Consider the following 24099-nt stretch of genomic DNA (forward strand, 5'->3'; position numbering starts at 1 on the left):
CAGCGCGGGGCCGGATGTGAAACGGTGTCGGGGTGAGCCCATTCGTGGAATCCTTCGACCCCGTCACGGCCTCCCACCCTGACCTGGCCGCTTGGACGGCGATCTTCACCGCGGGGCAGGGCGAGCTGTCGGGTGGGGCCCCTCGGGCCGAGGACCTGGCGGTGCGGTTGCGTTCGCGGCGGGCCGGTCAGGGGTGGCGGTGGGCCTCGCGTCTGTCGGCGGGGGATCCGGTGGTGGGGGTGGCCGAGCTGCGAGGACAACCCCACGATGAGCGGATCGGGTTCCTGCGACTGTTCGTGGCCCCCCTGGCCCGCCGCATGGGTATGGGGAGCGAGCTGCGCGAGACGGTGGTCGAGCGGGCTCGGGCGTTGGGCATGGAGCGGCTCCAGAGCACCGTGCTGGCCGGTGAGCCGGGTGAGCCCTTCGCTCGGGCCAGCCCCTACCTGCGCACCCTGTTGCGGTTGGAGTTGCAAAAGCAGTACCTGGACGAGGCCACGCTGCGGCGCTGTTGGTCGCTGGCGGCCACCCCGGCACGCGGTTATCGGCTCACCCATTGGGAGGGGCCCGCCCCCGAGGAGTTGGTGCGCTCGTTCGGGAGGGTGATGGGGCATCTGTTGGACGCGCCCGGAGCGGCGTTGCAGATGGTGGCCCGGTCCTGGGGGCCGGCGCAGGTGCGCGAGTGGGAACGCAAGATCACCGAGGACGGTTCACGTCTGGTGGTGGGCGCGGCGCTGGATCGGATGTCGGATCAGGTGGTGGCGGCCACCGTGTGCACGGTCACCGGTGGTGTGGTGGCCGATCAGCACGACACCGCGGTGATGCCGGCCCATCGTCGTCGGAAGCTGGCCAGCCGGGTCAAGGCCACCCAGGCGCTGCGGGTGCACGATCTGTTCCCGCACGTGCGGGCGCTGGCGGTGACCATCAACCAGGAGAACGCGGCGATGCTCGCGGTCAACCGGTCGTTGATGTATGAGCGGGTGGCCGAGCGTTTGCTGGTGGAGGAGTGCCTGGCGGCGCGCTGAGCACCTGGGTGGGGGTCTGGGGTCAGCGCTGGTTCTTCTTGGCGCTGGAGGCGCCGAAGCACAGTGCGAACATCACGCCGAAGGCGATGCCCATGGCCACGCTGTCGAAGAGCAATCCGAAACACAGGCCCAGGGCCACCCCCAGACCCAGGTTCATGCCCTGCCCGTACTTGCCGCCCATGTTCCCTCTTCCGTTCGGTGTCCCTGATCCGACGTCGTCGGCTCCCGTCGGGTTCCCGACGCCGTGTGTGCGCGCCCCGGGCGGGGCGCACACACGGTGGCTCAGACGCCGAAGGCCTCCGGGTAGCGGATGGTCCCGCGCGGTGTGGGCCGTGAGGGGTCCAGGGCCAGGGCCATCATGGCCTCGTCGGGCACCTCGAAGGGGGCGCGCACACCGAACCCGGAGGCCGGGGTGAAGCCGAACCTTGGGTAGTAGTCGGCGTGTCCCAGTACCAGGACGAGGTTCTCGCCCATCCGCTGTGCGCTCTCCAGACCGGTACGGATGGCGGCCGAACCGGCGCCGGTGCGCTGGAAGGCGGGCAGGACCGAGCACGGGGCCAACGCCAGCGCGGGGGCGCCGTCCACGTGACAGCGCGTGAACAGGGCGTGGCCCACGACTCGACCTTCGTCGGTCTGGGCGAGGATCGACAATCCCTCGATCCAGGCCTGGGCGTCGGCGCGCAGGGCCTCGACCAGGTCGGCCTCGGCCTCGGTGTCGAAGGCCGCCGCGTTGATGGCGTGGATGGCGCCGATGTCGGCACCGGTCTCGGGTCGGGTGGACCAGGTTCGTGTGGGGTCGGACAACTCAAGGACCTTTGCTCGTGGGGCCCCGTCGTCTGTTCAGCTCAGGGCCCGGTGTTCGGGGACGTTGTGGGCGCTGCTCGTGGCGGCACCGGCTCTGAGGGGCATCGACTCACCCGTATCTCGGTCTGCGGTGGCCGGCTCTCGGCTCCGCGCCGGTCAACGTTAACAGTGGTCTCGCTGTTGCCCGAAGCGGTTTTTCCCAGACCCGACGCGGAACCGCTCGGCGGGCTACCGTGTCTTATTCGTGGGGCTTTCCGGGTCGGTGAGAGTCCTGGTGACGACGGTGGAGGATGACGCGGTGGAGTTGTTCGAAGAGGGTGCCAAGGTCTTGACCCAGGAGATGGTCAAGGGCGGATGGACCGTGGTGCAGGCCTGGGTCACCCGCCTGTTCAAGGGTGATGCGGCCAAGAAGCAGGAGGCCTTGAGCGAGTTGGAGCGCTCCCGAGCGGATCTGGAGGAGGACCCCACGCTCCTGGAGGATATGCAGCAGGAGTGGAAGACCCGGCTGCGCCGTCTGCTGCGCGAGGACCCCCAGGCCGCGACCGAGCTGCGCGCCCTGTTGGACGAGGTGGCTCCCCAGCGGGGCGGGGACACCATCGTCAACACCGCCCGTGACATCGGGGGTGGCAGCTTCGTGATCCAGGCCGGGCACGTGCACGGCGGTATGCACGAGTACAAGGGCGACCACGTCGACATGAGTGGCGCGCGGGCCCAGGGGGACATCATCGGTACTCAGTACAACGACGGGTCCCGGGACCGTGAGGACTGAACGGGTGGGTGCTCAGCGCGCCGACAGGCTCAGCTGAGAGCCCCTCTCCTCGAACCGGGCGAGCTCGGGTTCGGGTGCCACGGCCAAAGGTCCGCCCAACCCGATTCCGGCCGGGTGTTCCCACATCGCGAAGGGCTCGATCACGCGGTCGAGCCTGCCATGGGTCGGCTCGGTGGAAAACCCTTTGTGTGTTGCTCGTGCGCCTTTGTAGGTTGCTCGTGGACCCATCGTCGTGAGGACAACAGAGGAGACGGCGCCGCGTGACCCCACCTGCTCTTGAGACCTGACATCTTTCGCTCTTCTTGAAGCCGGCCCTGGTGTCGGCTCTGCCGGGCCGCTCTCGCGCGCCCGGTGAATCAGCGTTCGAGGCCGCGCGTAATCGGTCTCGTGTCAGGTCTAGAGAGTGCTGTGTCTTCTCAACCTCATATCGTGCTGCCCTGGGTGGTCCGTCGTACCCGGTTGCCGCTGCTGTCGATGCGGTGCCCGAACTGTCGGGCCGGGTCGTTCACCACCGGACAGGGCAGGTTCCGTGTCAACGCCAATGGCAAGCTGCTGGACGTGTGGCTGTTGGTCCGCTGTCTTGCGTGTGATCACACGAGCAAGCTGGCCGTGCACGAGCGAGCGGCGGTCGGGTCCTTCGATCCGGCGACGCTGGATGGCTACCTCGCCAACGATCCGGGGGCGGTGGCGTCCTGGTTGTTGGATCCGCTCATGGCCCGGCGTCACCGCTTCGCCCTGGACTGGGAGGGGGCCTGGCGGTTGGAGGTCCCACAGGCCGGGTTCGATGAGCGGTGGCCGGTCCGAATCCGGGTCCACTTTCGGGATCCGGTGCCGGTGCGCCGTGATCGGCTCATCGCCCAAGGGTTGGGGCTGAGCCGCAACGAAGTGCGGTCTCGGGTCAAGTGCGAGGCCTCGTTGCGTCGTTCGACGGTCGCCGGGTTCACCTTCGTCTTGATGCCCCGGGACTGACCGGGGGCACGTGCGAGGGGTGAACATCACATCCGGTGGTGGCTCCGTGGGAATGGGGTCGCCACCGGATGACCGAATAGGATTCTGGTTGTTGTGGCCGACAAAGCTACTCACCGGTAACATTGGTGCATGAGCCAAGATCGCCCCGTCGAAGAGTACGAGTTCGACCGGGACACCCGTGTCCACAAGAGCGCCGATGGCGGGTTCACCGCCACCCTCACCGATGGGTGGACCACCTTCACCTCCCATCCCAACGGTGGCTACGTGTTGGGCACCGCCCTCAACGCCCTGGGTCAGACCCTCGCCCAGCCCGACCCTTTGGCGGTCTCCGCCTTCTACCTGCGGCCCGCCGCCCCCGGCCCGGCGAACCTGCGTACCGAGACCATCCGCGAGGGGCGTCGCACGGCCACCGGCGCCGTCGTGGTCGAGCAGGGCGGCAAGGAGATCCTGCGCGCCACCGCCACCTATGGCGACCTGAGCGTGGAGGGACGCGAGCTGCACCTTCAAGGTCCGCCGGAGCTGCCTGCCCCCGAGGAGTGCCAGGTGCCGAGCGAGTTCTCCGGCGAGGTGGAGGGCATCACCATCGCCCGGCGCGTCGAGTACCGCTACCCGCGCCGTCCCGCCTGGTTGGACGGGCAAAAGGACGGTCGCCCCGAGGTCGAGTTCTGGATGCGCTTCGCCGACGGTCGCGACGCCGACACCCACTCCCTGCCCGCCATGGTGGACTTCGCGGTCCCGGCGGTGCTGGAGATCGGTGAGTTCAACACGATCACCGTGGAGCTGAGCACCCACGTGCGCGCCCGGCCGGCCCCCGGCTGGTTGGCTTGTCGGGTGTTCACCAGGCACCTGTCCCATGGTCTGCACGAGGAGGACATGGAGATCTGGGACGGTCAGGGCACTTTGGTCGCCCAGGCTCGCCAGCTGGCCATGCTGATCTGAGGGCTGTCCGCGTGTGAGGGCGGGTGCCGTTCGGGGCCCGCTCCGACCACTAGAACCCAAGATCACCGGGGGCGGGCCCCGCCCGTTCGTGGTGGGACCCGGGTGAGTTCAGTGGTCGGTGCGGGACTGTAGGCGTTCGTGGCGTTGGCGGGCGGCCTGGGCGGTGCCCAGACCCAGCCCGTAGGCCAGTTCCTGCCAGGTCATTCCGCGCCCTTTGGCCATGGTGAGCAGGCCGGCCTCCATCTGGTCGAACTCGGCGCGGGCCAGGGGCACCAGGGTCAGGGCGGCGGTCAGGTCGGCCTCGTCCACGGCCGGGGCGCCTTCGTCGGGTACGGCGGTGCCGGCGGTCAGGTCGCACACGCGTTGGATGGCCTCGTGGGCGAACATGGGCAGGCGGCGCTCCTGCCACAGGTCGCGTGCCTCTCCGGTGGCGTGGCGTTCGGTGATGCGGAAGAGGGCCTCGGGGGCGCGGGCGCGGCGGATCCGTTCGGGGTCGGGTCGGCTGAAGGGGTGCTGTTCGGTACTCATGCTTCAACTATGCGTTGGCATGAGAATGTTGTCAACAGAGTATTCAAAATGGTTTGTTCAAGCCCGATTGTGCAGGGCGCGGGCGGTGCGACCGCGCCAGAGCACCCCTTGGCGGGGTGAGAACAGGTAGGCCAGGGTGAACAGGGCGGCCTGGGCGAGCACGATGCACCCGCCGGTGGACACGTTCAGGTGGAAGCTGGTGAAGACCCCGCTCACCGAGGCCGTGACCGAGACCGCCATGGCGATGAGCAGCATCCGCTCGAAGCGGTCGGTGAGCAGGTAGGCGGTCGCACCGGGGATGATCACCATGGCCACGACCAGGATGATGCCCACCGCCTGCAGCGCCACCACCACGGTCACCGACAACAGGCCCAGCAGCAGGGTCTCCAACAGGCGCGGGTTGACGCCGATGGCGTGGGCGTGGACCGGGTCGAAGGCGTACATGGTCAGGTCGCGGTGCTTGTACCAGACCACCGCCAGCACCACCGCGGCCAGGATCAGCACCTGGAGGATGTCGGTGTCGGAGGCCCCCAGGACGTTGCCGAAGAGGATGTGGCTCAGGTCGGTCTGGCTGGGCACCCGGGAGACCAGGACCAGCCCCAGGGCGAACAGGGCGGTGAAGACCACCCCGATGACGGCGTCCTCCTTGACCCGGGAGGTGCGGTTGACCACCCCGATCAACGTGACCGAACCGGCGCCGAAGACCAGGGCCCCCAGGGCGAAGGGCAGCCCGAACATGTAGGAGAGCACCACCCCGGGCAGTACGGCGTGGGAGACCGCGTCGCCCATCAGGGACCAGCCCACCAGGGTCATCCAGCACGAGAGGACGGCGCACACCAGCCCGGCGACCAGGCTGACCAGTAGGGCGCGTTGGACGAACTCGAATCGCATCGGCACCGTGAACCACTCCACGAGCGCGGTCACCGTGTCCATGTGGCCCCCTCCGAGGCTTGGATGCCGAACGCCTCCAGCAGCACGTTCGGTTCGAGTACCTGTTCGGGTGGGCCGTGGGCGATGACCCGGCCCTGTAACAGGAGCGCCTCGTCGCACAGCGCGGGCACCTGGGACAGGTCGTGGGTGGAGACCAGCAGGGTGTGTCCGGCTCGGCGCAGTTGGAGGAGTAGTTCGGTGATGGTGGCCTCGGAGCGTTTGTCCACCCCGGCGAAGGGTTCGTCCAGCAGCAGCACGGCGGCGTCCTGGGCGATGGCGCGGGCGACGAAGGCGCGTTTGCGCTGGCCGCCGGAGAGCGCGCCGATCTGGCGGTCGGCCAGGTCGGTCAGGTCGGTGCGGGCCAGGGCGTGCTCGACGGCCTCGCGGTCGGTGGGGCGCGGTCGGCGTCGGCCTCCCATGTGGCCGTAGCGGCCCATCATGACCACGTCGCGGACCCGGACGGGGAAGGCCCAGTCGACCTGTTCGGACTGGGGGACGTAGCCGAGCAGTCCTTTGCGGCGGGCGGTGGCGCTCTTCATGCCCTGGACGCGTACGCGGCCGCGGTCGGGTGTGACCAGGCCGAGCACGGTCTTGAACAGGGTGGACTTGCCCGAGCCGTTCATGCCGAGTAGGCCGCAGACACGCCCTGGCCGTACGGACACGCTCACCTCGTCCAGGGCCAGGACGTCGCCGTAGCGGACGGTGGCGTCCTTGACCTCGATGGCGGCGCTCACGGCCTCCTCCTTGCCTTGTGCGGGTGGGCGGCTCATGTGGTGGTCAGGCCCTCGACGATGGCCTCGGCGTCGTGGCGCAGCAGGTCCAGGTAGGTGGGAACGGGCCCGTCTGCCTCGGAGAGGGAGTCGACGTAGAGGGTCTGTCCCATCCGTGCGTCGGTCTCGCGGATCACCGACTGTTGGGCGCCGTCGTTGACGGTGCTCTCGCAGAAGACGGTGGGAACGTCGTTGTCTTGGACGAACTCGGCCACGGCGGCGATCTGTTGGGGGGTGCCCTCGCTTTCGGCGTTGACCGGCCACAGGTATCGCTCGGTCAGGTCGGCGTCGCGGGCCAGGTAGGAGAAGGCGCCCTCGCAGGTGACCAGGGCGCGGGCGTTGTCGGGGACCTCGGCCAGTTCGGTGTCCAGGTAGGTGGAGACCTCGTTGATCTCGTCCTTGTAGTCCTGGGCGGCTCGGGCGAAGTCGTCGGCGCCCTCGGGGTCGAGTTCGGTCAGGGCGGCCTGGATGTTGTCGACGTAGGTCAGGGCGTTGGTGGGTGACATCCAGGCGTGGGGGTTGGGTTCGCCCTGGTGGTCGCCGGAGGAGATGGGGATGGTCTCGACGTCTTGGGTGAGCACGGTGGTGGGGGCCTGGACGCGTTCGGTGAACTGGGCGAACCAGGCCTCAAGACCCAGGCCGTTCTCCAGGATGAGGTCGGCGTCCTGGCCGCGGACGAGGTCGTCGGGGGTGGGTTCGTAGCCGTGGATCTCGGCGCCGGGGCGGGTCAGGGAGGCCACGCGTACGCGGTCGGCGGCGATGTTCTCGGTCATGTCGGCCAGAACGGTGAAGGTGGTCAGGACCAGGGGGCGACCGTCGTCGTCGGAGGCCTGTCCGGTGGAGGAGGTGCAGGCGGTCAGACTGAGCGCGGGGACCAGGGCGCAAACCGTGACCAACCAGGTCTTTGAAGACAACCCATCTCTAATGTTCGGCACGCCTAACTTTTACCACAGTCGAGACGAACCCACACATGCCGCTGTCGACTTTTCGGTGTGGGATACGACCGTTTCGCGCCTCCTGAATCCGTTGTAGTCATTGCAGTCATTACTGCAATGACTGTACGATGAAGGCATGAGTGAACCCACCGAAGCCGAACTCGCCTTCGTCGACGACCTCGCGGTCTTCTTCGAACACGAAGGCATGCCGCTGATCGCCGGACGCGTCATCGGCTGGCTACTGGTGTGCGATCCGCCCGAACAGAGCGCCGCCCGCCTGGCCGAGGTGCTCCAGGTCAGTCGCAGCTCCATCGGCAGCGCCACCCGGATGCTCACCCCCAGCGGGCTCGTGGAGGGGGTGCGCAAACGCGGCCACCGCCAGGAGTACTTCCGTATCGCCGCCGACGGGTGGAGCCGCATGCTCCAACGCCGCTACGCGCAGACCACCGAGTTTCGTCGCGTCACCGAACGCGGACTCGCCGCACTACAGGACGCCTCACCGCGGCGGCGCGAGCGCCTGGAGAACGTGCACGAGCTCTACGGGTTCCTGGAGACCGAACTACCCGCCCTGCTCGACCGCTGGCGGGACCGACAGCGAAAGGACACCTCATGAGCAAGGCCGGCACAAGACCCGACGACTTCCACCGCGAACACATCGACATGCCCCAGGGCCGCCTGAGCGTCATCACCCAGGGCCCCGAAGGCGCCCCGCCGGTGCTGTTGCTGAGCGGGGGCGGGGTGGACAACGCCACCCTGAGCTGGCGCCACCTCATCCCCGACCTGGCCCGCGACCACCGGGTCATCGCCCCCGACTGGCCCAAGCAGGGACACAGCCGCGACTGGAACGGAATCGCCGACCACGCCGCCCTGCGCCGCTGCGTCACCGCGATCCTGGACCACTACGACGTGGACCGGACCGGGGTGGTGGGCATGTCCCAGGGCGGGGCGATGACCCTGGACACCGCCATCGAACACCCCGACCGGGTGGAACGCGTCGTGGCCATCAACCCGGGCGGCGTGCTCTCCTTCGCCCCCGGATACCACCAACTCCTGTGGCTCACCGCCAAGAGCCGCCTGCTCAACACCACGCTGCCCGGTCTGATGGTCGGGGACCGGCGCAAGGTGGAGCTCTTCGTCCGCAAGGCGCTGTTCGCCGGCCCCGCACCCGACCAGGAACAGGTCATCGACGAGGTCATGGCCGAGATCGAGGCCAATGGGGCGGGCTCCTCGGACTGGCAGAACACCTCCATCGGCCCCTGGCGCATGAACGTGGACCTGCGGCCACGCCTGGGCGAGATCGGCTGCCCCACCCTGTTCATCGCCGGGGAGAAGGACATCGGCGTCAAGCCCGCCACCACCATCGCCGCCGCCCGCGCGGTTCCCGGAGCCCGCGTCGAACTTCTCGCCGGTCAGGGGCACTGGGCCAACCGCCAGTCCCCCGAGTGGGTCGGCCGCCTGGTACGCGACTTCCTCACCGAGATCGAACCCGGCTCGTAGGGCCTGGAACGCACGGGAGATTCGGGGCCCGTGGGATCGTTGGGCAAGACAGGGACGATAATCCGTAAACTGGACTCCCCCACCGCGCCGCGCCCCCGCGTGGCCCTTTCCCGTCCCCGCGGGCCCCCACGCCCCACGACCCCCATCAGGAGTAACCGGTGGCCGATTCCCAGCGCACGCTGCACGAACGCTACGAATTGCGTGCAGAGGTCGGCCGGGGAGGCATGGGCCGGGTATGGAAGGCCCACGACATACGACTCAACCGCACCGTGGCGGTCAAGGAGATCCTCCTGGGCCCCGGCCTGGACGAGGACGACCGCACCCGCATGGCCGCCAGGGCACGGCGCGAGGCCCAGGCCACCGCCATGGGCCAGCACCCCAACATCGTGACCGTCCACGACATCCTGGAGGACGACGGTCGCCCCTGGATCGTCATGGAGTTCCTGGAAGGGGAATCCCTGCACCGGATCGTGCGCGACCAGGGGCCGTTGGAGCCCGAGCGCGCCGCCGCCTGGGGATTGTCCCTGCTCGACGCGTTGGGCACGGCCCACGCCCAGGGCATCACCCACCGCGACGTCAAGCCCGAGAACGTCATGGTCACCGACTCCGGCCGGGTGGTCCTGACCGACTTCGGCATCGCCACCATCGCCGACACCGCCGCGGTCACCCAGACCGCCGGGGTGATGGGCTCACCGGCCTACCTGGCCCCCGAACGCCTGGCCTCGTCCCCGGCCAGCCCCGCCGGTGACCTGTGGTCGCTGGGCGCCACCCTCTACCAGGCCACCACCGGCGTCTCCCCCTTCCAACGCGAGGGCATCCCGGCCACCCTGCACGCGGTGCTCAACGCCGAACCTCCCGGTGTCCTGCCCGGCCCGCTGGGCGGGGCGATCCAGGGGATGTTGGTCAAGGACCCCGCCCGACGGCTGGACGAGGCGGGCAGCCGATCCCTGATGGAGGCCGCGGCCCGTGGGTCCGAACACGGTGGCGACAACGGGTCACGACCCGCCACCGGCCCCCAGACCGGCACGACCACGCTCGGTGCGGGCACCCCGCCCACGGGCAACAGACCACCGCACCCCTATGGGACGCACCCGCAGCAGGTGGGGCATCCACAGGCGGCCCCGCCCTTCTCGGCCCCCACCCAGGTGAGCGACGCGGGCACCATGCCCGTGACCCCACAGGGTTCGCGTCGCCTGTCCTGGCCGGTGGTCGTGCTGACCCTGGGACTGGCCTCCCTGGTGGTGGCCGCCTCCCTGGTCGTGTTCAACCCCTGGAGTGATGAGCAGGGCGTGGTCTCGGCCGGCACCGGAACCTCCGAGGAGGAGGCCGGCGAGGAGCCCACCGAGGCCGAGGAACCGGCGGCCTCGCCCTCCACCCCCGTCGTGGAGACCGACGAGGAAGGCGACCCCACCGCCGCGGGCATGACCTGGACCCAGGACCCCGAGGGCTTCTCGATGCTCGTTCCCGACGGATGGGTCCGCCGGGTCGAGGGCGACAGCGTCTTCTACGACTCCCACACCGACAACTCCTACCTGCAGGTGGACCGCACCGCCCACCCCACCGACGACCAGTATCAACACGTGCTGGACCAGGAGGACGTCTCCGGCGGCGACGAACGCTTCCCCGGTTATGAGCGGGTCCGAGTGGAGGACGTCACCGGCACCACCGACTTCCACTCGGCCGCCGACTGGGAGTTCATCTGGTCCCAGAACGGGGTGCCCCGGCACCTGATGGCCCGCAACATCACGGTGACCAGCGGTGACTACTACACGGTGCTGTTCGCCGCCGAGGAGAACCGGTGGACCCAGCAGGGCGACCTGCGCGAGAACGCCATCACCTCCTTCGACCCGTTGTGACCACGGCGGTGGACGCGCGGCGGTACCCTCGATGCGTTCGTCCCTGAGCTGTGAGAAGGAGGGGCCGGGGTGACCCACACCTGGACCGCGATCGACTTCGAGACCGCCAACGCCGACCGCGGCAGTGTCTGCGCGGTGGGTCTGGTGCGCGTCGAGGAGGGTCGGGTGGTGGACCGCTACAGCACCCTGATCCGCCCACCGGAGCAGGTGTCGTTCTTCTCCCGGCACAACACCGCGGTGCACGGCATCACCGCCGCCGACGTGGTCGGGGCGCCCACCTGGCACGGAGTGCGCGACCGGATCCTGGAGTTCGCCCAGGGTGGGGCGCTGGTGGCGCACAACGCCGCCTTCGACATGGGTGCGCTGCGTCAGGCCTGTGCCCACACCGGCCAAGAGCTGCCCGCCCTGGACTACGCCTGCACCCTGGCCCTGTCCCGACGCACCTGGAAGTTGCCCGACCACCGTCTGCCCACGGTGTGCGCGCACATCGGCCACGAGATCACCCGGCACCACCGGGCCGACGCGGACGCCGAGGCGGCCGCCCACATCATGATCGCCGCCATGCGCGACTACGGCACCACCTCACTGCCCGAACTGGCGCGGGCCTCCCGGATGCCGTTGCGCCGGGCCGAGGCCGTCGCCGCCACCGTGCTGCCCGTGCCCATCGCACCGACCACGGTGCGGGCGGCGGCCACCGAGGACCGGTTCGGTCGTTGGCAACGGGCCGCGCAGAGCCCCCTGCCCGAGCCCTCCCCCGACGCCGACCCGGCCGGCCCCCTGTTCGGGCGCACGGTGTGCGTGTCCGGAGACCTGAACGGGATGGACAAGCCCGAGGTGTGGAAGCGCATCGCCGAGGCCGGTGGACTTCCCGCCAAGAACGTCACCAAGAAGACCGACGTGTTGGTGGTCGGAGACAGCGACCACGGGGGCAAGACCTCCAAGCACCGACAGGCGGAGACCTACATCGCCAAGGGCCAGCGCATCGACATCATCACCGGCTCGGAACTGATGGCCCGCCTGGGCATGGCCTCGGCCTGAAAGGCACCGGAGGGCGCCCGCGCACGTGCGTCGAGTCGACCTTGAGGTCGACATCGGTAGTGTCGCCGCCCCAACGGCCTTGAACTCCGGGCCGGTGGGGCGGCGACCGTGAGGGACTACCCGCGGCTCACAGGTTGCCGGGGCCCGCACCGTCGCCGACGATCGAGGGCACGTCCTCGGCCGGGTCCAGGCTGTAGGAGTAGGGGATCGACTCCACGGTCCCGCCCCCGCTCTCGGGCTCGCCGGAGCCGTCGAAGACGTTGCCGCTCTCCTCCACGGCACCGATGTCGGAGTCGGCGTAACCGGTGTGGGTGGGGTTGTCCACGTCCTCGAAGTAGTTGCCCTCGACGAGCACACCGCCGCCCATGGTGGAGGCCACGCCGTACTCGTCGTTGTCGCGGTAGTAGTTGTTGTACACGTGCACCGGGTTGCCGAAGCGCACCCGGGGATGACGGGTATCGGTGCCGTCGAAGTAGTTGTGGTGGTAGGTCACCCGCAGGTGGCCGGCGTCTTCGGTGTGGTCGTCGGAGTGCCCGACCAGGGACGTCTTGTCGTGGTCGAAGAAGTGGTTCCAGGAGATGGTCACGAAGTCCGACTCGCGCTTGACGTCCACGGCGCCGTCATAGCCGTCGGTGAAGCTGTTGTGGTCGATCCACACGTTGGTGCTGCCCTCCTGGACGTTGACGGCGTCGTCGTCCCAACCGGAGAAGGCGATGTTGCGGATGATCACGTTGGACACACCGTCCACGTCCAGGCCACCGCCGGTGATCTGGGCGCCGTCCAGCCCGATGAGGGTGGTGTCGGCGGGCACGTCGTTCATACCGGACAGCTCGATGGAGCCGTCGATCTGGATGACCTGGGGGCCCGAGCTCGATAGGGCCGAGAGCAGCGCGTCGGTGTCGGAGACGGTGACGACGTCGCCGCCCTCACCGCCGGTGGTGCCGCCGTTCTCACCGGCCCAACCCGAAGGGGTTTCCTGGGCGGCGCCGACCAGGTCGGCGTGGACGGTGGATTCTGAGCCGTCGGTGACGGCGAGCAGGCCGAGCGCGAGGGCTCCGGCGGCGGTGCCGGCCAGCAGGACGGTGCGTGTGGGGGTACCGGATTTGTTGGTCACGGATCGCATGGTGGGTTTCCTTCGGAATCGGGGGTTCTCATCATCCGAGCGGTGCGCGCCTTCACCCCGGGCGGAGGAGTTTTTCGGTTCTTGGGACACCCGCCCCAGAGGTGGCTAACGTGGTGTTCGAACACCGGAATCAAACACGGTCAGGGGCAGAGGGGGTGGGGAGCGGATGGCAGGAATCGATCAGCGGGGTCTACGACCGATCGCCGGCCCCTACCCGGTTTCGGGTCCCACCGGTGTGGCCGTGCGCACCCGCCTCAAGCACCTGACCGTCCAGGACGAGAAGGTACTCCGAATGGTCGGCGCCCATCTGAGTTCGCTGGCCGCCGCTGATCTCAAGGCCCGCTGTGCCGACGGGTTGGACCACGACAGCACGACGTGGGCGGAGCGTAAGCGGGTGCTGACCCCTGAGTGCTCCTCCCGGTGGGCGGGGTCGATCACCAAGGCCACCCACGACCAGTGGGCCCTGGCCCGACGTGTCCAAGCCGCACACCTGCGCTCTGTGGAAGCCGGGGTCGCCACGATCCGGCACCGGTTGTCGTTACCGGTCGGGGCCAAGAGCACCAGGAAGAAGCCGGGCGGCTACCGGTCCCGGCAGGAGTGGCACGCCAAGTCCCGGCGCCTGGCCACCCTGGAGAATCGGTTGGCCATAGCGCGGGCCGACTTCGAGGCAGGGAAAGTCTCTGTGGTGCGTGGCGGTAAGCATTTGGCCCGCAACCGCCACCACCTCGCCAATGCTGGGTTGACCGAGTCCTCATGGCGTGAGCGGTGGGAAGCCCGGCGGTGGTTCCTTCAAGCCGATGGGGAATCGGGGAAGCGGTTCGGCAACGAGACGATCCGCATCACCCCGCAGGGTGAGGTGTCGATCAAACTCCCGGCCCCACTCAAGGAATGGGCGAACGCCCCGCACTGCCGGTACCGGCTCTCCGGCAAGATCGCCTTCGCCCACCGAGGCCGGGAGTGGGCCGGCCGGGTGAAAGCGAACCGGGCGGTGGCCTACCGGGTGCACCTGGATGTGGAACGGGGACGCTGGTACATCACCGCCTCGTGGCAAACGCCGACCACACCGCAGATCCCCCTTCGAGCCGCCCTCACCGAGGGGGTGATCGGTGTGGATATGAACGCCGATCACCTGGCCGCCTGGCGTTTGGACACCCACGGCAACCCTCTCGGTGACCCACGCCGCTTCGACTACCAGTTGTCGGGCACCGCTTCCCATCGTGACGCCCAGGTCCGCCACGCCTTGTCCGGGCTGTTGCGCTGGGCGCACCGGTGCGGTGTGAAGGCGGTCGCGGTGGAGGATCTGGACTTCATGGACTCCAAGACCCGGGAAAGGCACGGAGGCAGGAAACGGTTCCGGCAGGTCATCTCCGGGATGCCCACCGGCAGACTCAAAGCTCGGCTGACCTCGATGGCCGATGCCACCGCGATCACGATCATCGCTGTGGACGCGGCCTACACCTCCAGGTGGGGTGCCCAGCACTGGCAAAAACCCACCACCAGCAGGAGAAGGAAGACGTCCCGGCACGATGCGGCGAGCATCGTGATCGGGCGACGCGCCCAAGGGCACCCGATCCGGCGTCGGACGGCACCGCCCCCGCATCACCGGAGTGATGGTGCGGGGCATCGGACCGTTCAGGCCAGGTCGGGCGCTCGTGGGGGTGAGGGAATCCGCCTCTCCGGTGTGGAACGCGCACACGATGCGCGCGCCCAAGCCTTGGAGGAAGGAGAACGCGGAGGACCAGTGCATCCAACACCGTTCGGGGTGCGCGCAGGACCAGGGGTGGCATCGGATGTCACTCCTGCGCACTGCTGAGGAACGGTGGGAAGCGCGGGACGCCCCTGAACGGAAACGATGTGCGGTCGATGGCGTCTCGGGAGTGGGCCCGTGCGCCGAACGGGAAGGTGACCCGTATTCGTGCAAACGCTTTCCGTGCACAAGAAGCTACGATCCCGTTACAGGTAAGTCAATGCCGGTAACGCGAAAGATTCGCCCACGATCGCTCTTTCCTCGTGTCACGGCAGGTCGGTGCGGGTCCTTCGGGGCGATCTTTCCGCATGGCCCTCACGTTCGGGTGTGCGTGGAGGTTCGCTCACGCTCGGAGGTCCTTGGCAAGCGTTTGCTCGTCGATGCGGCCCGGTTCGCCCCGCTGCGGCGCCGCTCACGGGGTGGGGCGGGCACCGTGTTCGGGCCGCTCGCGCGGCCGCTCACCGATGGGTCGGTGGGCCCTCCCCCGCTCAGGGTGGGTCTGGTGTGATCGTCGTGTTTGCCGTACGCTTTGGAAAGCGCTTTCAAAGAGAGGTGGTTACAACCCATGGCAGACCACGTGCTGGGCGTCGCGATGAACGGCGTCACCGGCCGAATGGGCTATCGGCAGCACCTGACCCGTTCGATCCTGGCCATCCGTGACGCAGGCGGCCTGGAGCTGCCCGACGGCACCCGCGTCATCCCCGAACCGGTGCTGGTGGGGCGTTCCGAGCACAAGCTGCGCGAGATCGCCCGGCGACACGACATCGAACGCTGGACCACCGACCTGGACTCGGTACTCGCCGACGACAGCGTCTCGATCTACTTCGACGCCCAGATCACCCATGCGCGGGAGGCGGCGGTGCGTTCGGCCATCGCCGCGGGCAAGCACGTCTACGTCGAAAAGCCCACCGCCGACACCCTGGAGGCCGCCCTGGAACTGGCCAAACTCGCCGAGCAGGCGGGGGTGCGCAACGGTGTGGTCCAGGACAAGCTCTTCCTGCCCGGCCTGCTCAAACTCCGCAGACTCGTGGACAGCGGCTTCTTTGGAAAGATCCTTTCCATCCGGGGCGAGTTCGGTTACTGGGTCTTCGAGGGCGACTGGCAGCCCGGACAGCGGCCCAGTTGGAACTACCGGGCCGAAGAGGGCGGCGGCATCGTGCTGGACATGTTCCCGCACTGGCACTACGTCCTGGAGCACCTGTTCTCCCCGGTGCGCACCGTCACCGCCCGCACCGCCACCCACATCCCCCAACGCCGGGACGAGCAGGGCCGGGACTATGAGGCCACCGCCGACGACGCCGCCTACGGCATCTTCGAACTCACCGACGGCACCATCGCCCAGATCAACTCCTCCTGGAGCGTGCGGGTGGACCGTGACGAGCTGGTGGAGTTCCAGGTGGACGGCACCCACGGCAGCGCCGTGGCCGGCCTGCGCCACTGCCGCATCCAGCACCGTTCCACCACCCCCAAGGCGACTTGGGACCCCGACGCCGTCGACGCGGGGGGCTACCGCGACCAGTGGGAGCGGGTCCCCGACAACACCGACTTCCCCAACGGTTTCCGGGCCCAGTGGGAGGCCTTCCTGGCGCACGTGGTGCTGGGCACCGACTTCCCCCATGACCTGCTCTCCGGGGCGCGCGGCATCCAGATGGCCGAGGCCGGGCTGGACTCGGCCCGCACCGGACGCACCGTGGAGCTGAGCGAGGTGACGACCCGATGAGCGACCTGATGCTGCCCTCCCTCGAAGGTGGCACCACACCCTTCTCCCCCACCGGCCCCCGCGCCGAGACCACTGTGCTGTCCCCCGCCCGCACCCGTGTGGCCTACGCCGCCGCCCACGTGGTCGCCGACCCCACCGCCGTCAACGCGCCGGGGGAAGCGGCCCGCCTGGACTGGGACGCCACCCTGGCCTTTCGGCACCACCTGTGGGACCAGGGGTTGGGCGTGGCCGACGCGATGGACACCGCCCAGCGCGGCATGGGGCTGGACTGGCCCGCCACCGCCGAGCTGATCCGCCGCTCGGGTGCGGAGGCCGCCGCTCGCGGGGCCGCCCTGGCCTGCGGGGTGGGCACCGACCAACTGGGGTCTTCGCGTCAGTCTTTGGAAAGCGTTGTCCAGGCGTATGTCGAACAACTCGACACCGTCCAGGGCGCCGGGGCCGCTCCGGTGTTGATGGCCTCGCGTGCGCTGGCCGCCGTGGCTCAGGGCCCCGACGACTACGCCAAGGTCTACGCCTCGCTGTTGGAGCGGGCCGAGCGTCCGGTGATCCTGCACTGGCTCGGTGAGGCCTTCGACCCGGCCCTGGCCGGCTACTGGGGGTACCGCGACCCGGCCGAGGCGATCGAACCGGTGGCCGAGCTGATCACCGACCACGCCGCGAGTGTGGAGGGCATCAAGGTGTCCCTGCTCGACGCCGACCTGGAGGTGCGTCTGCGCCGGCTGCTCCCCGAAGGGGTACGCCTGTACACCGGCGACGACTTCCACTACCCCGAGCTGATCCAGGGCGACGACCATGGCCACTCCGACGCCCTGCTGGGCGTCTTCGCCGCCATCGCCCCGGTGGCCGGTCGTGCCCTGGCGGCGCTGGACGAGGGCGACACGGCCCGCTACCGCGAACTGATGGACGCCACCGTGCCCCTGGCCCGGCACCTGTTCTCCGCGCCCACCTTCTACTACAAGACCGGGATCACCTTCCTTGCCTGGCTCAACGGCCACCAGAAGGGCTTTCACATGGTGGGTGGGCTGCACAGCGCGCGTTCGCTGCCCCACCTGGCGCAGATCCTGCGCCTGGCGGACCGGGCCGGGGCGCTCAGCGACCCCGACCTGGCGATGGAGCGTATGGGACGGCTGCTGCGCGTTTCGGGGGTGGAGCGATGACCATCGTCCCCCGAGCCGCGGACGTGGACGTGCCCTCCGGGCTCAAGGCCGAGGTGCCCACCCCGGCCCCGGGCGACGCGGTCCTGTCACGGCTCTCCCTGAACCAGGCCACCACCAAGTACTGGAGTCTGCGTCAGGCGGTGGACGGCTGCCTGCGCGCGGGCGTGCCGGCCATCGGCCCCTGGCGCGAACAGGTCGCCGAGGCCGGGCTCGCGGCGTCCGCGCGTCTGTTGCGCGACTCGGGTCTGCGGGTGTCCACCTACTGCCGGGGCGGGTTCCTCACCGATCTCGACCCCGCAGTGGCGTTGGAGGACAACCGTCGGGCGCTGGACGAGGCCGCCGAGTTGGGTGCCCCCGTCCTGGTCATGGTGGTGGGCGGCCTGCCCGAAGGCGACCGTGACCTGGTCGGCGCCCGGGAACGGGTGGGCGAGGCCTTGCAGGTGTTGGCGCCCTACGCCGCCGAACGCGGTGTGCGGTTGGGGTTGGAGCCCCTGCACCCGATGTTCTGCGCCGATCGCGCGGTGTTGTCCACCCTGGGCCAGGCCCTGGAGTGGGCGGAACCCTTCCCCGCGGAGCAGGTGGGCGTGGTGGTGGACACCTACCACGTGTGGTGGGACCCGGCGGTGTACGAGCACATCGCCTGGGCGGGCCCACGTGGACGCATCGCCTCCTTCCAGGTGTGCGACTGGGTCCTGCCCCTGCCCGCCGACCCGCTGTTGGGTCGGGGCATGGTCGGCGACGGCCACATCGATGTTCGTTCCCTGTACCGGGCGGTGCGGGCCGCCGGTTATGAGGGCGACGTCGAGTGGGAGGTGTTCAACGCCGATGTGTGGGCCGCCGACGGTGACGACGTCATCGCGACCATGGCCCGCCGCCACGTCCAGCACGTCCTGTGAACCAGATCCGACCTCGCCGCCAGGGGCGGCGCCCTCGTGACAAGGAGCAAAGCGCATGAATTTCGACGGGATCCTGTTCTTTCCCCTCACACCCTTCGACGACGCCGGAGCGGTGAACCAGGAGGTGCTCGCCGAGCACGTGGCCTCGGGTGTGGCCCATGGGGCCGGTGGGGTGTTCACCGCATGTGGCACCGGTGAGATCCACGCCCTGTCCGCGGCCGAGCACGCCGCGGTGGTGCGTCGTACGGTCCAGGTGGTCGACGGTGCCGTTCCGGTGGTGGCCGGTGCCGGTGGCAGTGTGGGCACCGCCATCGAGCAGGCGCGGACCGCGTTGGAGGCGGGTGCGGACGCCATCTTGTTGTTGCCGCCCTACCTGGTCTCGGCGCCCCAGCGGGGTCTGGTGGAGTACGTCAGGGCGGTGGCGGAGGCGGTGGAGATCCCCATCATCGTCTATCAGCGCGGCTCCATGGTGTTCTCCCCCGATTCGGCGGCGGAGTTGGCGGCCATCCCACGGGTGGTGGGCATCAAGGACGGTGTGGGTGACCTGGGGAACATGCACCAGGTCGTGTTGACGGTGCGCTCGGTGCGCGGTGCGGACTTCACCTTCTTCAACGGGTTGCCGACCGCGGAGTTGACCGTTGCGGCCTATTCCGGGGTGGGTGTGCCGTTGTACTCCTCGGCGGCCTTCGCGTTCGTCCCGGAGGTGGCCGACGCCTTCTACAAGGCCTTCCACTCCGCCGACCCGCTCGCGGGGCGCTTGGTGAGCGAGTTCTACGACCCGCTGGTGCGGCTGCGTGATCGTTCCCCGGGGTACGCGGTGTCGTTGGTCAAGGCCGGGGCCCGGTTGCGCGGGGTGCGGGCGGGCGCGGTGCGCGCTCCCTTCGTCGACCTGACCTCGGCGGAGGAGGCCGAGTTGTCGGCGTTGATCGAGACGGGTCTGTCCCTGGTCGGGAAGGGCTGAGCGGGTGCGTGTCACCGAGGTGGCGGCCCGCGCGTTCCGTCTGCCGCTGCGGCGATCCTGGGACGGTGGTGTGGACCGCAACGACATCGTGGTGGTGCGGGTCGCCACCGATGCCGGGGTGGTGGGCACCGGGTTCTCCTGGACCCCGTTGATCGGGGCGGGGGCGGTGGAGTCGTTGGTCAACACCGACCTGGCTCCGGTGGTGGTGGGCGGGCTCGCCCACCCGTGCCGGTGGGAGGAGTTGCGGTGGCATCTGCGCGAGGCGGGCACCACCGGGTTGACCCTGATGGCCCTGGCCGGGGTGGACATCGCCCTGTGGGATGTCCAGGCCAAGGTGGCCGGGATGTCGCTGGTGGACCTGATCGGTCGGCGTCGCGATCGGGTCGCCGCCTATGGCAGCGGGGTCAATCTCGACTACGACTCCGCCGACCTGCTCGAACAGGTGAGTTCCTGGGTCGGGTCCGGGCATCGGGCCGCCAAGATCAAGGTGGGCTCGGCCGAGGTGGCGCGCGACGTCGAACGGGTCGCCGCGGTGCGCGGTGTGTTGGGCCCGGATCGGACGCTGATGGTGGACGCCAATCAGCGTTGGGACGTGCCCACCGCCGTGCGGGCCCTGGATCGGTTGGTCGAACACGATCCGCTCTTCGTGGAGGAGCCGTTGCCGGCCCAGGATCTGGCCGCGCATGAACGCCTGCGGGCGCGCACCGCGGTGCCCTTCGCCCTGGGTGAGAACCTGCGCGGCGTCGAGGAGTTCGACAGGTTCGTCGAGGCGGGGGTGTGCGACGTGGCCCAGCCCAACGTGGTGCGGGTCGGTGGCATCACCCCGTTCCTGCGGGTGGCCGAGTCGATGGCGCGGCGTGGGGTGCCGGTGGCGCCGCACCTGTTGCCGGAGTTGTCGGGGCAGTTGGCGTTGTGCGTGCCCCGGGTGGCGATGGTCGAGGACATCGACCACGCCTCGTTCGAGGCGTTGGGGGCTTTGGCCGCCCCCAGCGGGGTGCGGATCGGTGAGGGGTGGCTGAGCGCCGAGACCGGCCTTGGTCACGGTCTGTCCTTCGCCCGGGATCTGTCCCCACTCCCCTAGCACGGGACGCGTCCTCTGGCACGGGACGCGAACGGGGGTGGTGGAGCGGAATCGCTCCACCACCCCCGCTGGGGTTCACCGGGCGGGGCGCTGCGTGCTCTCGCGCATGAGGACCTCGCCTTGGACGTTGAGGGTGCGGTTCTCGCCCTCGTGGTCGGTCTCCAACGCCATCTGCGCGGCGCGTTCGCCCATCTGTTCCAGGGGTAGGCGCACGGTGGTCAGGGCGGGGGTGAGGTCGCGCAGGGTGGGGATGTCGTCGAACCCGGCCACGGACAGTTCCTGGGGTACGCCAATGCCCGAATCGCGCAGGGCGGCCATGGCGCCGGTGGCCATGACGTCGTTGACCGCGAACAGGCAGGTGGCGTCGGTGCCCAGGCGCATCAGGCGTCGGGTGGACTCGAATCCGCCATCGCGGGTGAAGTCGCCGTGCACGATGTTGTGGTGTTCCAGCTCGATGCCGGCGGCGGAGAGCGCGGAGTGGAAGCCGTCCAGTCGCTCGCGGGCGGTGCTCAGGTTGGTGGGGCCGGCCAGGATGGCGAAGCTCCGGTGTCCCAGGGCGATGAGGTGGCGGGCCAGTTCCGCGGCCCCGGCGTGGTTGTCGGGGTTGACGGTGTCGGCGGGCAGCCCGGGTTGGGACACGCACGCCACGCGTCCGCCCTGTTGTTGGAAGGCCTCGATCTCGCGGATCAGCCGGGCGTTGCTCTCCTCGTCGGTGGAGCGCGAACCGACCAGGACGATGGCCCTGGCGCGGTGGGCGCGCAGGGTCGCCAGGAGGGTGCTCTCCTTCTGGGCGGAGCGGTGGGTGGTGCCCAGGACGGTGACCAGTCCCTGTTCCTCGGTGTGGCGGGTGACCCCGCGTGCGATGGAGGAGAAGTAGGGGTCGGCGATGTCGTGGACGAGCAGCCCGACCAGGGAGCTGCTGTTGCGGGCCAGCGTTTGAGCGGAGGCGTTGGCCAGGTAGCCCAGTTCCTCGGCGCTGGCGTTGACCTTCTCGCGCAGGCGTTCGCTGACCTGGCGGGTGCTGCCGTTGATGACTCGGGAGGCGGTGGCCAGTGACACCCCCGCGTGTTGTGCCACCTGTTCCAGCGTCACATACGACGAACTCACGACCCTGCCCCTTCTGCCATGACCTGTGGGAAAACTCTTTCCCAGGCTAGTGGAAGGTCGGGGGTGACCGTCGCCGTATGGGGAAGGTGGTTGGGCGCGCACCTAGCCGACCCGCCCTTCGCTCAGTTGTGTGCGCCAGGTTCGGGTGGGGTTCCAACCCAGTTCGGTGCGGGCCCGCCGGTTGGAGAAGACCGCGCGGCCATCGGCCAGGGCGGCGCTGTGCGGTGCGGTGGTCGGGTGCAGGTGGGCCATGAGTTCGTCGACGGGGCCGGGGGCCAGGGGGTCGTCGGCAACGGCGTTGTAGACCTGGCCGTGCCGGACCCGTTCGGGGTGTTCGATGACCAGGGAGAACAGTTCGGCGGCGTCGCGCGCGTCGACGTAGTTGAACAGGGACCCGGCGGCCAGGGCCGGGTCGGCCAGGCGCTCGGCCATGGTGTGGCCCTGTTGGGTGATGGCACCGGCCCATTCCTCGGGGGCCACCACGTAGCCGGGCCGTAGCGCGGAGAGCACGCAGGTGTCGGTGGTGCGGGCCAGGGCCTGGACGGTCTGTTCGATGATCTGTTTGCTCAGCCCGTAGGCGTGCCAGGGTTCGACGGGGTGGTCCTCGTCCAGGGGCAGGTAGCGCGGAGTCCAGGTGGGGGTGTTGTAGCCGTAGACGGTGGGGCTGGAGGCCGCCACCGCCGAGTGGGCGCCGTGTTCGATGGCCGAGGCCAGCACCGCCCAGGCCAGGCCGGTGTTGACCTGCAGGGTTCGCACGTCGGGGTGGGCGAAGGGGACGGCGATCCCGGCCAGGTGGATCACGGCCTGGGGTGCGGCGTGGGTGAAGGCGTCCTCGCGCGCGGTGGCGTCGAGCAGGTCGGCGGTGATCGCGTCGACCCCCTGTGGTGGGGTGGCCGGGGTGGTGTCGACCGAGGTGACCTGGTGTCCGCGTTCGGCCAGGGTCGACAGCACGCTACGGCCGAGCCTTCCCGAACCTCCGGTGACGAGCACGCGCATGGCGGGGTTTCCTTTCCGGGCCCCGAGCGGGTTCGGGGCGTGTTGAGAACGAGGGCGGGGCCACGCCGCGGAGGGGACGGCGCGGCCCCTGGTGGGTCGGGTCCGTGTGAGGGGCGGTGGCCCGGCCCGGGAGGGTGCGGGTCAGGGTTGGTCGGCCAAGGCCTTGGCCAGGGCGGGAAGGTCGTGGGGGTGGCCGTCGGCGATGGCCACCCGCAGGCCGCGTCCCAGGTGGGCTCCGTCCGGTAGGGGGAGCCGTTCGTCCCAGGCCAGGGCCGGTCCCGTTCCGGGGTAATCGTCCGCGCGCAGGAACCACGGTTCCGGGTGCGGGCCGACCTGGTGCAGCAGCAGGGTCCATCGGGCGCCTTGGTCGGTGGCTCCGGTCATGGCGAGCCAGGGCACGCGCGCACCGTGCAGGTCCGCCTCGCCGGTCAGGCCGTCGGGGCCGGTGACCGCGGGTGGGCGCGGGCCCAGGGGGGCACGCCAGAACAGGCCGCCGTAGCCGGCGCCGGGGCGGCCGTTGGTGGCGGGGCTGCCGATGCTCAGCCCTCGTCCCGAGGTGTTGCGCAGGACCGTACGCACGTGCAGTGCCCAGGTGTGTTCGTCCAGGGGTAGCGCGCGCAGGGTGCGTTCCTCGGCGATCAGCTCCCGGCCCTGTGGGTCGGTCCAGGACAGCAGTTCGGTGTGGCGATCGGGTGCCTGTTCCAGGGTGCGTACGTGCCGTTGGCGTCCGTGGTTGTCCAGCAGTACCGAACCGCGGTCGGGGGTGAAGGTGCGCCCGCCCCAGAAGCTGGTGCCGTCCACGTCGGGTACGGCCAGGCCGAACCCCAGGTGGTGGATGTGGTCCTGGGGTCGTAGTTCGGTGACGGTGGTGCCGGCCAGGGTGGTCACCGGGTGCAGGAACGGTCGTGGTGAGAGCACCGGGTCCACGTCGGTGCCGTCGCGGTGTACGGCCACGGTGGTGCCGTTCAGGGACAGGTTCACGGTCGGGCCTCCAACGGGTGCGCGGTGGGTTCGGGCATGGCCCAGGCGGCTCCGAGTTCGGTGAAGCCGCTCATGTGTTGGGCGCTTCGGTGGACCAGGGCGTCGATGCCGTGAACGATGCGATGGGTGACGCCTGCTTCGCGCCACACGTCCTGGTGGCGGGTGGGGATGGGGCGGGGGCTGCGCGGGAGACCGTGCAGCTGTTGGCCGCCGAACACTGGCGGGTGCTGCCGGTGGACATCTCCGAGTTCGAGAAACTGGAGGGCTGTGTGA

25 protein-coding genes and 1 pseudogene are annotated in these 24099 nt (G+C 69.6%); 15 read left to right on the forward strand and 11 right to left on the reverse strand.

Annotated elements, in window-relative coordinates:
• The first annotated feature begins 32 nt into the window (after positions 1-32).
• Positions 33-1022: a GNAT family N-acetyltransferase gene (locus tag ABZ717_RS03560; protein ID WP_358504944.1), complete on the forward strand. Its 990-nt coding sequence runs from the start codon at positions 33-35 to the stop codon at positions 1020-1022.
• Between the two features lie 22 nt (positions 1023-1044).
• On the opposite strand, the gene ABZ717_RS03565 is transcribed toward ABZ717_RS03560, so the two are convergent.
• Positions 1045-1203: a hypothetical protein gene (locus ABZ717_RS03565; protein ID WP_358504947.1), complete on the reverse strand. Its 159-nt coding sequence runs from the start codon at positions 1201-1203 to the stop codon at positions 1045-1047.
• A 101-nt stretch (positions 1204-1304) separates the two neighbouring features.
• The gene (locus ABZ717_RS03570; protein WP_358504950.1) at positions 1305-1826 is read right to left on the reverse strand and encodes an N-acetyltransferase; all 522 of its coding nucleotides are present in this window, start codon (positions 1824-1826) and stop codon (positions 1305-1307) included.
• A gap of 274 nt (positions 1827-2100) precedes the next feature.
• Between ABZ717_RS03570 and ABZ717_RS03575 the strand changes: the two genes are divergently transcribed.
• A complete protein-coding gene (locus ABZ717_RS03575) occupies positions 2101-2595 on the forward strand; it encodes a hypothetical protein (protein WP_358504953.1) in 495 nt (164 codons plus the stop codon).
• Between the two features lie 12 nt (positions 2596-2607).
• Here the strand turns inward: ABZ717_RS03575 and ABZ717_RS03580 are convergent, their stop codons facing one another.
• Positions 2608-2739, reverse strand: a complete 132-nt coding sequence (locus tag ABZ717_RS03580) for a hypothetical protein (protein ID WP_358504956.1) — start codon at positions 2737-2739, stop codon at positions 2608-2610.
• Positions 2740-3024: 285 nt separating this feature from the next.
• Between ABZ717_RS03580 and ABZ717_RS03585 the strand changes: the two genes are divergently transcribed.
• Positions 3025-3564: a DUF1062 domain-containing protein gene (locus ABZ717_RS03585; protein WP_358504959.1), complete on the forward strand. Its 540-nt coding sequence runs from the start codon at positions 3025-3027 to the stop codon at positions 3562-3564.
• A gap of 129 nt (positions 3565-3693) precedes the next feature.
• Positions 3694-4503: a thioesterase family protein gene (locus tag ABZ717_RS03590; protein WP_358504962.1), complete on the forward strand. Its 810-nt coding sequence runs from the start codon at positions 3694-3696 to the stop codon at positions 4501-4503.
• Between the two features lie 108 nt (positions 4504-4611).
• Here ABZ717_RS03590 and ABZ717_RS03595 read toward each other — a convergent pair whose 3' ends face one another.
• The 4 genes from ABZ717_RS03595 to ABZ717_RS03610 are packed head-to-tail and all read right to left on the reverse strand — an operon-like array spanning position 4612 to position 7609.
• Complete coding sequence (locus tag ABZ717_RS03595; RefSeq protein ID WP_358504965.1) at positions 4612-5031, reverse strand: DNA-binding protein; 420 nt, start codon at positions 5029-5031, stop codon at positions 4612-4614.
• 57 nt (positions 5032-5088) lie between these two features.
• A complete protein-coding gene (locus ABZ717_RS03600; RefSeq protein WP_358504968.1) occupies positions 5089-5964 on the reverse strand; it encodes a metal ABC transporter permease in 876 nt (291 codons plus the stop codon).
• Positions 5952-6695, reverse strand: a complete 744-nt coding sequence (locus ABZ717_RS03605; protein ID WP_358504971.1) for a metal ABC transporter ATP-binding protein — start codon at positions 6693-6695, stop codon at positions 5952-5954. The genes ABZ717_RS03600 and ABZ717_RS03605 overlap by 13 nt, the downstream gene beginning before the upstream one ends.
• Positions 6696-6727: 32 nt before the next feature.
• The gene (locus tag ABZ717_RS03610) at positions 6728-7609 is read right to left on the reverse strand and encodes a metal ABC transporter substrate-binding protein (RefSeq protein WP_358505040.1); all 882 of its coding nucleotides are present in this window, start codon (positions 7607-7609) and stop codon (positions 6728-6730) included.
• Between the two features lie 193 nt (positions 7610-7802).
• Here ABZ717_RS03610 and ABZ717_RS03615 point away from each other — a divergent pair, with 193 nt between their 5' ends.
• From ABZ717_RS03615 to ABZ717_RS03630, 4 genes are all read left to right on the forward strand, one after another.
• Positions 7803-8279, forward strand: coding sequence for a MarR family transcriptional regulator (locus ABZ717_RS03615; RefSeq protein ID WP_358504974.1), 477 nt, complete (start codon positions 7803-7805; stop codon positions 8277-8279).
• Complete coding sequence (locus ABZ717_RS03620; protein ID WP_358504976.1) at positions 8276-9163, forward strand: alpha/beta hydrolase; 888 nt, start codon at positions 8276-8278, stop codon at positions 9161-9163. Before ABZ717_RS03615 ends, ABZ717_RS03620 begins: the two co-directional genes overlap by 4 nt.
• Positions 9164-9321: 158 nt before the next feature.
• Entirely contained in the window at positions 9322-11019 is a 1698-nt protein-coding gene (locus ABZ717_RS03625) for a serine/threonine-protein kinase (RefSeq protein ID WP_358504979.1), read from the forward strand.
• Between the two features lie 69 nt (positions 11020-11088).
• Positions 11089-12057, forward strand: a complete 969-nt coding sequence (locus ABZ717_RS03630) for an exonuclease domain-containing protein (RefSeq protein ID WP_358504982.1) — start codon at positions 11089-11091, stop codon at positions 12055-12057.
• A gap of 127 nt (positions 12058-12184) precedes the next feature.
• Here ABZ717_RS03630 and ABZ717_RS03635 read toward each other — a convergent pair whose 3' ends face one another.
• On the reverse strand, positions 12185-13171 hold the full coding sequence (locus ABZ717_RS03635; RefSeq protein ID WP_358504985.1) for a right-handed parallel beta-helix repeat-containing protein: 987 nt from the start codon (positions 13169-13171) through the stop codon (positions 12185-12187).
• Positions 13172-13346: 175 nt separating this feature from the next.
• Between ABZ717_RS03635 and ABZ717_RS03640 the strand changes: the two genes are divergently transcribed.
• The 6 genes from ABZ717_RS03640 to ABZ717_RS03665 all read left to right on the forward strand — a co-directional run bounded on the left by ABZ717_RS03640 (position 13347) and on the right by ABZ717_RS03665 (position 20742).
• Positions 13347-14993, forward strand: coding sequence for an IS200/IS605 family accessory protein TnpB-related protein (locus ABZ717_RS03640; protein ID WP_358504987.1), 1647 nt, complete (start codon positions 13347-13349; stop codon positions 14991-14993).
• Between the two features lie 499 nt (positions 14994-15492).
• Positions 15493-16647 carry a Gfo/Idh/MocA family oxidoreductase gene (locus ABZ717_RS03645; protein WP_358504990.1) on the forward strand — a complete coding sequence of 385 codons (1155 nt, stop codon included), beginning with the start codon at positions 15493-15495 and terminating at the stop codon, positions 16645-16647.
• Positions 16644-17804 carry a dihydrodipicolinate synthase family protein gene (locus ABZ717_RS03650; protein ID WP_358504993.1) on the forward strand — a complete coding sequence of 387 codons (1161 nt, stop codon included), beginning with the start codon at positions 16644-16646 and terminating at the stop codon, positions 17802-17804. Before ABZ717_RS03645 ends, ABZ717_RS03650 begins: the two co-directional genes overlap by 4 nt.
• Positions 17801-18700 (forward strand): sugar phosphate isomerase/epimerase family protein, encoded by a 900-nt coding sequence (locus tag ABZ717_RS03655; RefSeq protein ID WP_358504996.1) that lies wholly within the window; start codon positions 17801-17803, stop codon positions 18698-18700. Before ABZ717_RS03650 ends, ABZ717_RS03655 begins: the two co-directional genes overlap by 4 nt.
• 55 nt (positions 18701-18755) lie before the next feature.
• Positions 18756-19661, forward strand: coding sequence for a 5-dehydro-4-deoxyglucarate dehydratase (locus ABZ717_RS03660; RefSeq protein WP_358504999.1), 906 nt, complete (start codon positions 18756-18758; stop codon positions 19659-19661).
• Between the two features lie 4 nt (positions 19662-19665).
• Positions 19666-20742 carry a mandelate racemase/muconate lactonizing enzyme family protein gene (locus tag ABZ717_RS03665; RefSeq protein WP_358505002.1) on the forward strand — a complete coding sequence of 359 codons (1077 nt, stop codon included), beginning with the start codon at positions 19666-19668 and terminating at the stop codon, positions 20740-20742.
• A gap of 75 nt (positions 20743-20817) precedes the next feature.
• Here the strand turns inward: ABZ717_RS03665 and ABZ717_RS03670 are convergent, their stop codons facing one another.
• The 3 genes from ABZ717_RS03670 to ABZ717_RS03680 all read right to left on the reverse strand — a co-directional run bounded on the left by ABZ717_RS03670 (position 20818) and on the right by ABZ717_RS03680 (position 23826).
• Entirely contained in the window at positions 20818-21849 is a 1032-nt protein-coding gene (locus tag ABZ717_RS03670; RefSeq protein ID WP_358505005.1) for a LacI family DNA-binding transcriptional regulator, read from the reverse strand.
• 102 nt (positions 21850-21951) lie between these two features.
• Positions 21952-22845, reverse strand: a complete 894-nt coding sequence (locus tag ABZ717_RS03675) for an NAD(P)-dependent oxidoreductase (protein WP_358505008.1) — start codon at positions 22843-22845, stop codon at positions 21952-21954.
• Between the two features lie 141 nt (positions 22846-22986).
• Positions 22987-23826 carry a PmoA family protein gene (locus ABZ717_RS03680; RefSeq protein WP_358505011.1) on the reverse strand — a complete coding sequence of 280 codons (840 nt, stop codon included), beginning with the start codon at positions 23824-23826 and terminating at the stop codon, positions 22987-22989.
• 173 nt (positions 23827-23999) lie between these two features.
• On the opposite strand from ABZ717_RS03680, the pseudogene ABZ717_RS03685 reads away from it, so the two are divergent.
• Positions 24000-24099 (forward strand): annotated as a pseudogene (locus ABZ717_RS03685) (N(G),N(G)-dimethylarginine dimethylaminohydrolase); the annotation flags it as partial.

This window comes from Nocardiopsis sp. NPDC006832 (assembly GCF_040635885.1).
Classification (GTDB): Bacteria; Actinomycetota; Actinomycetes; order Streptosporangiales; family Streptosporangiaceae; genus Nocardiopsis.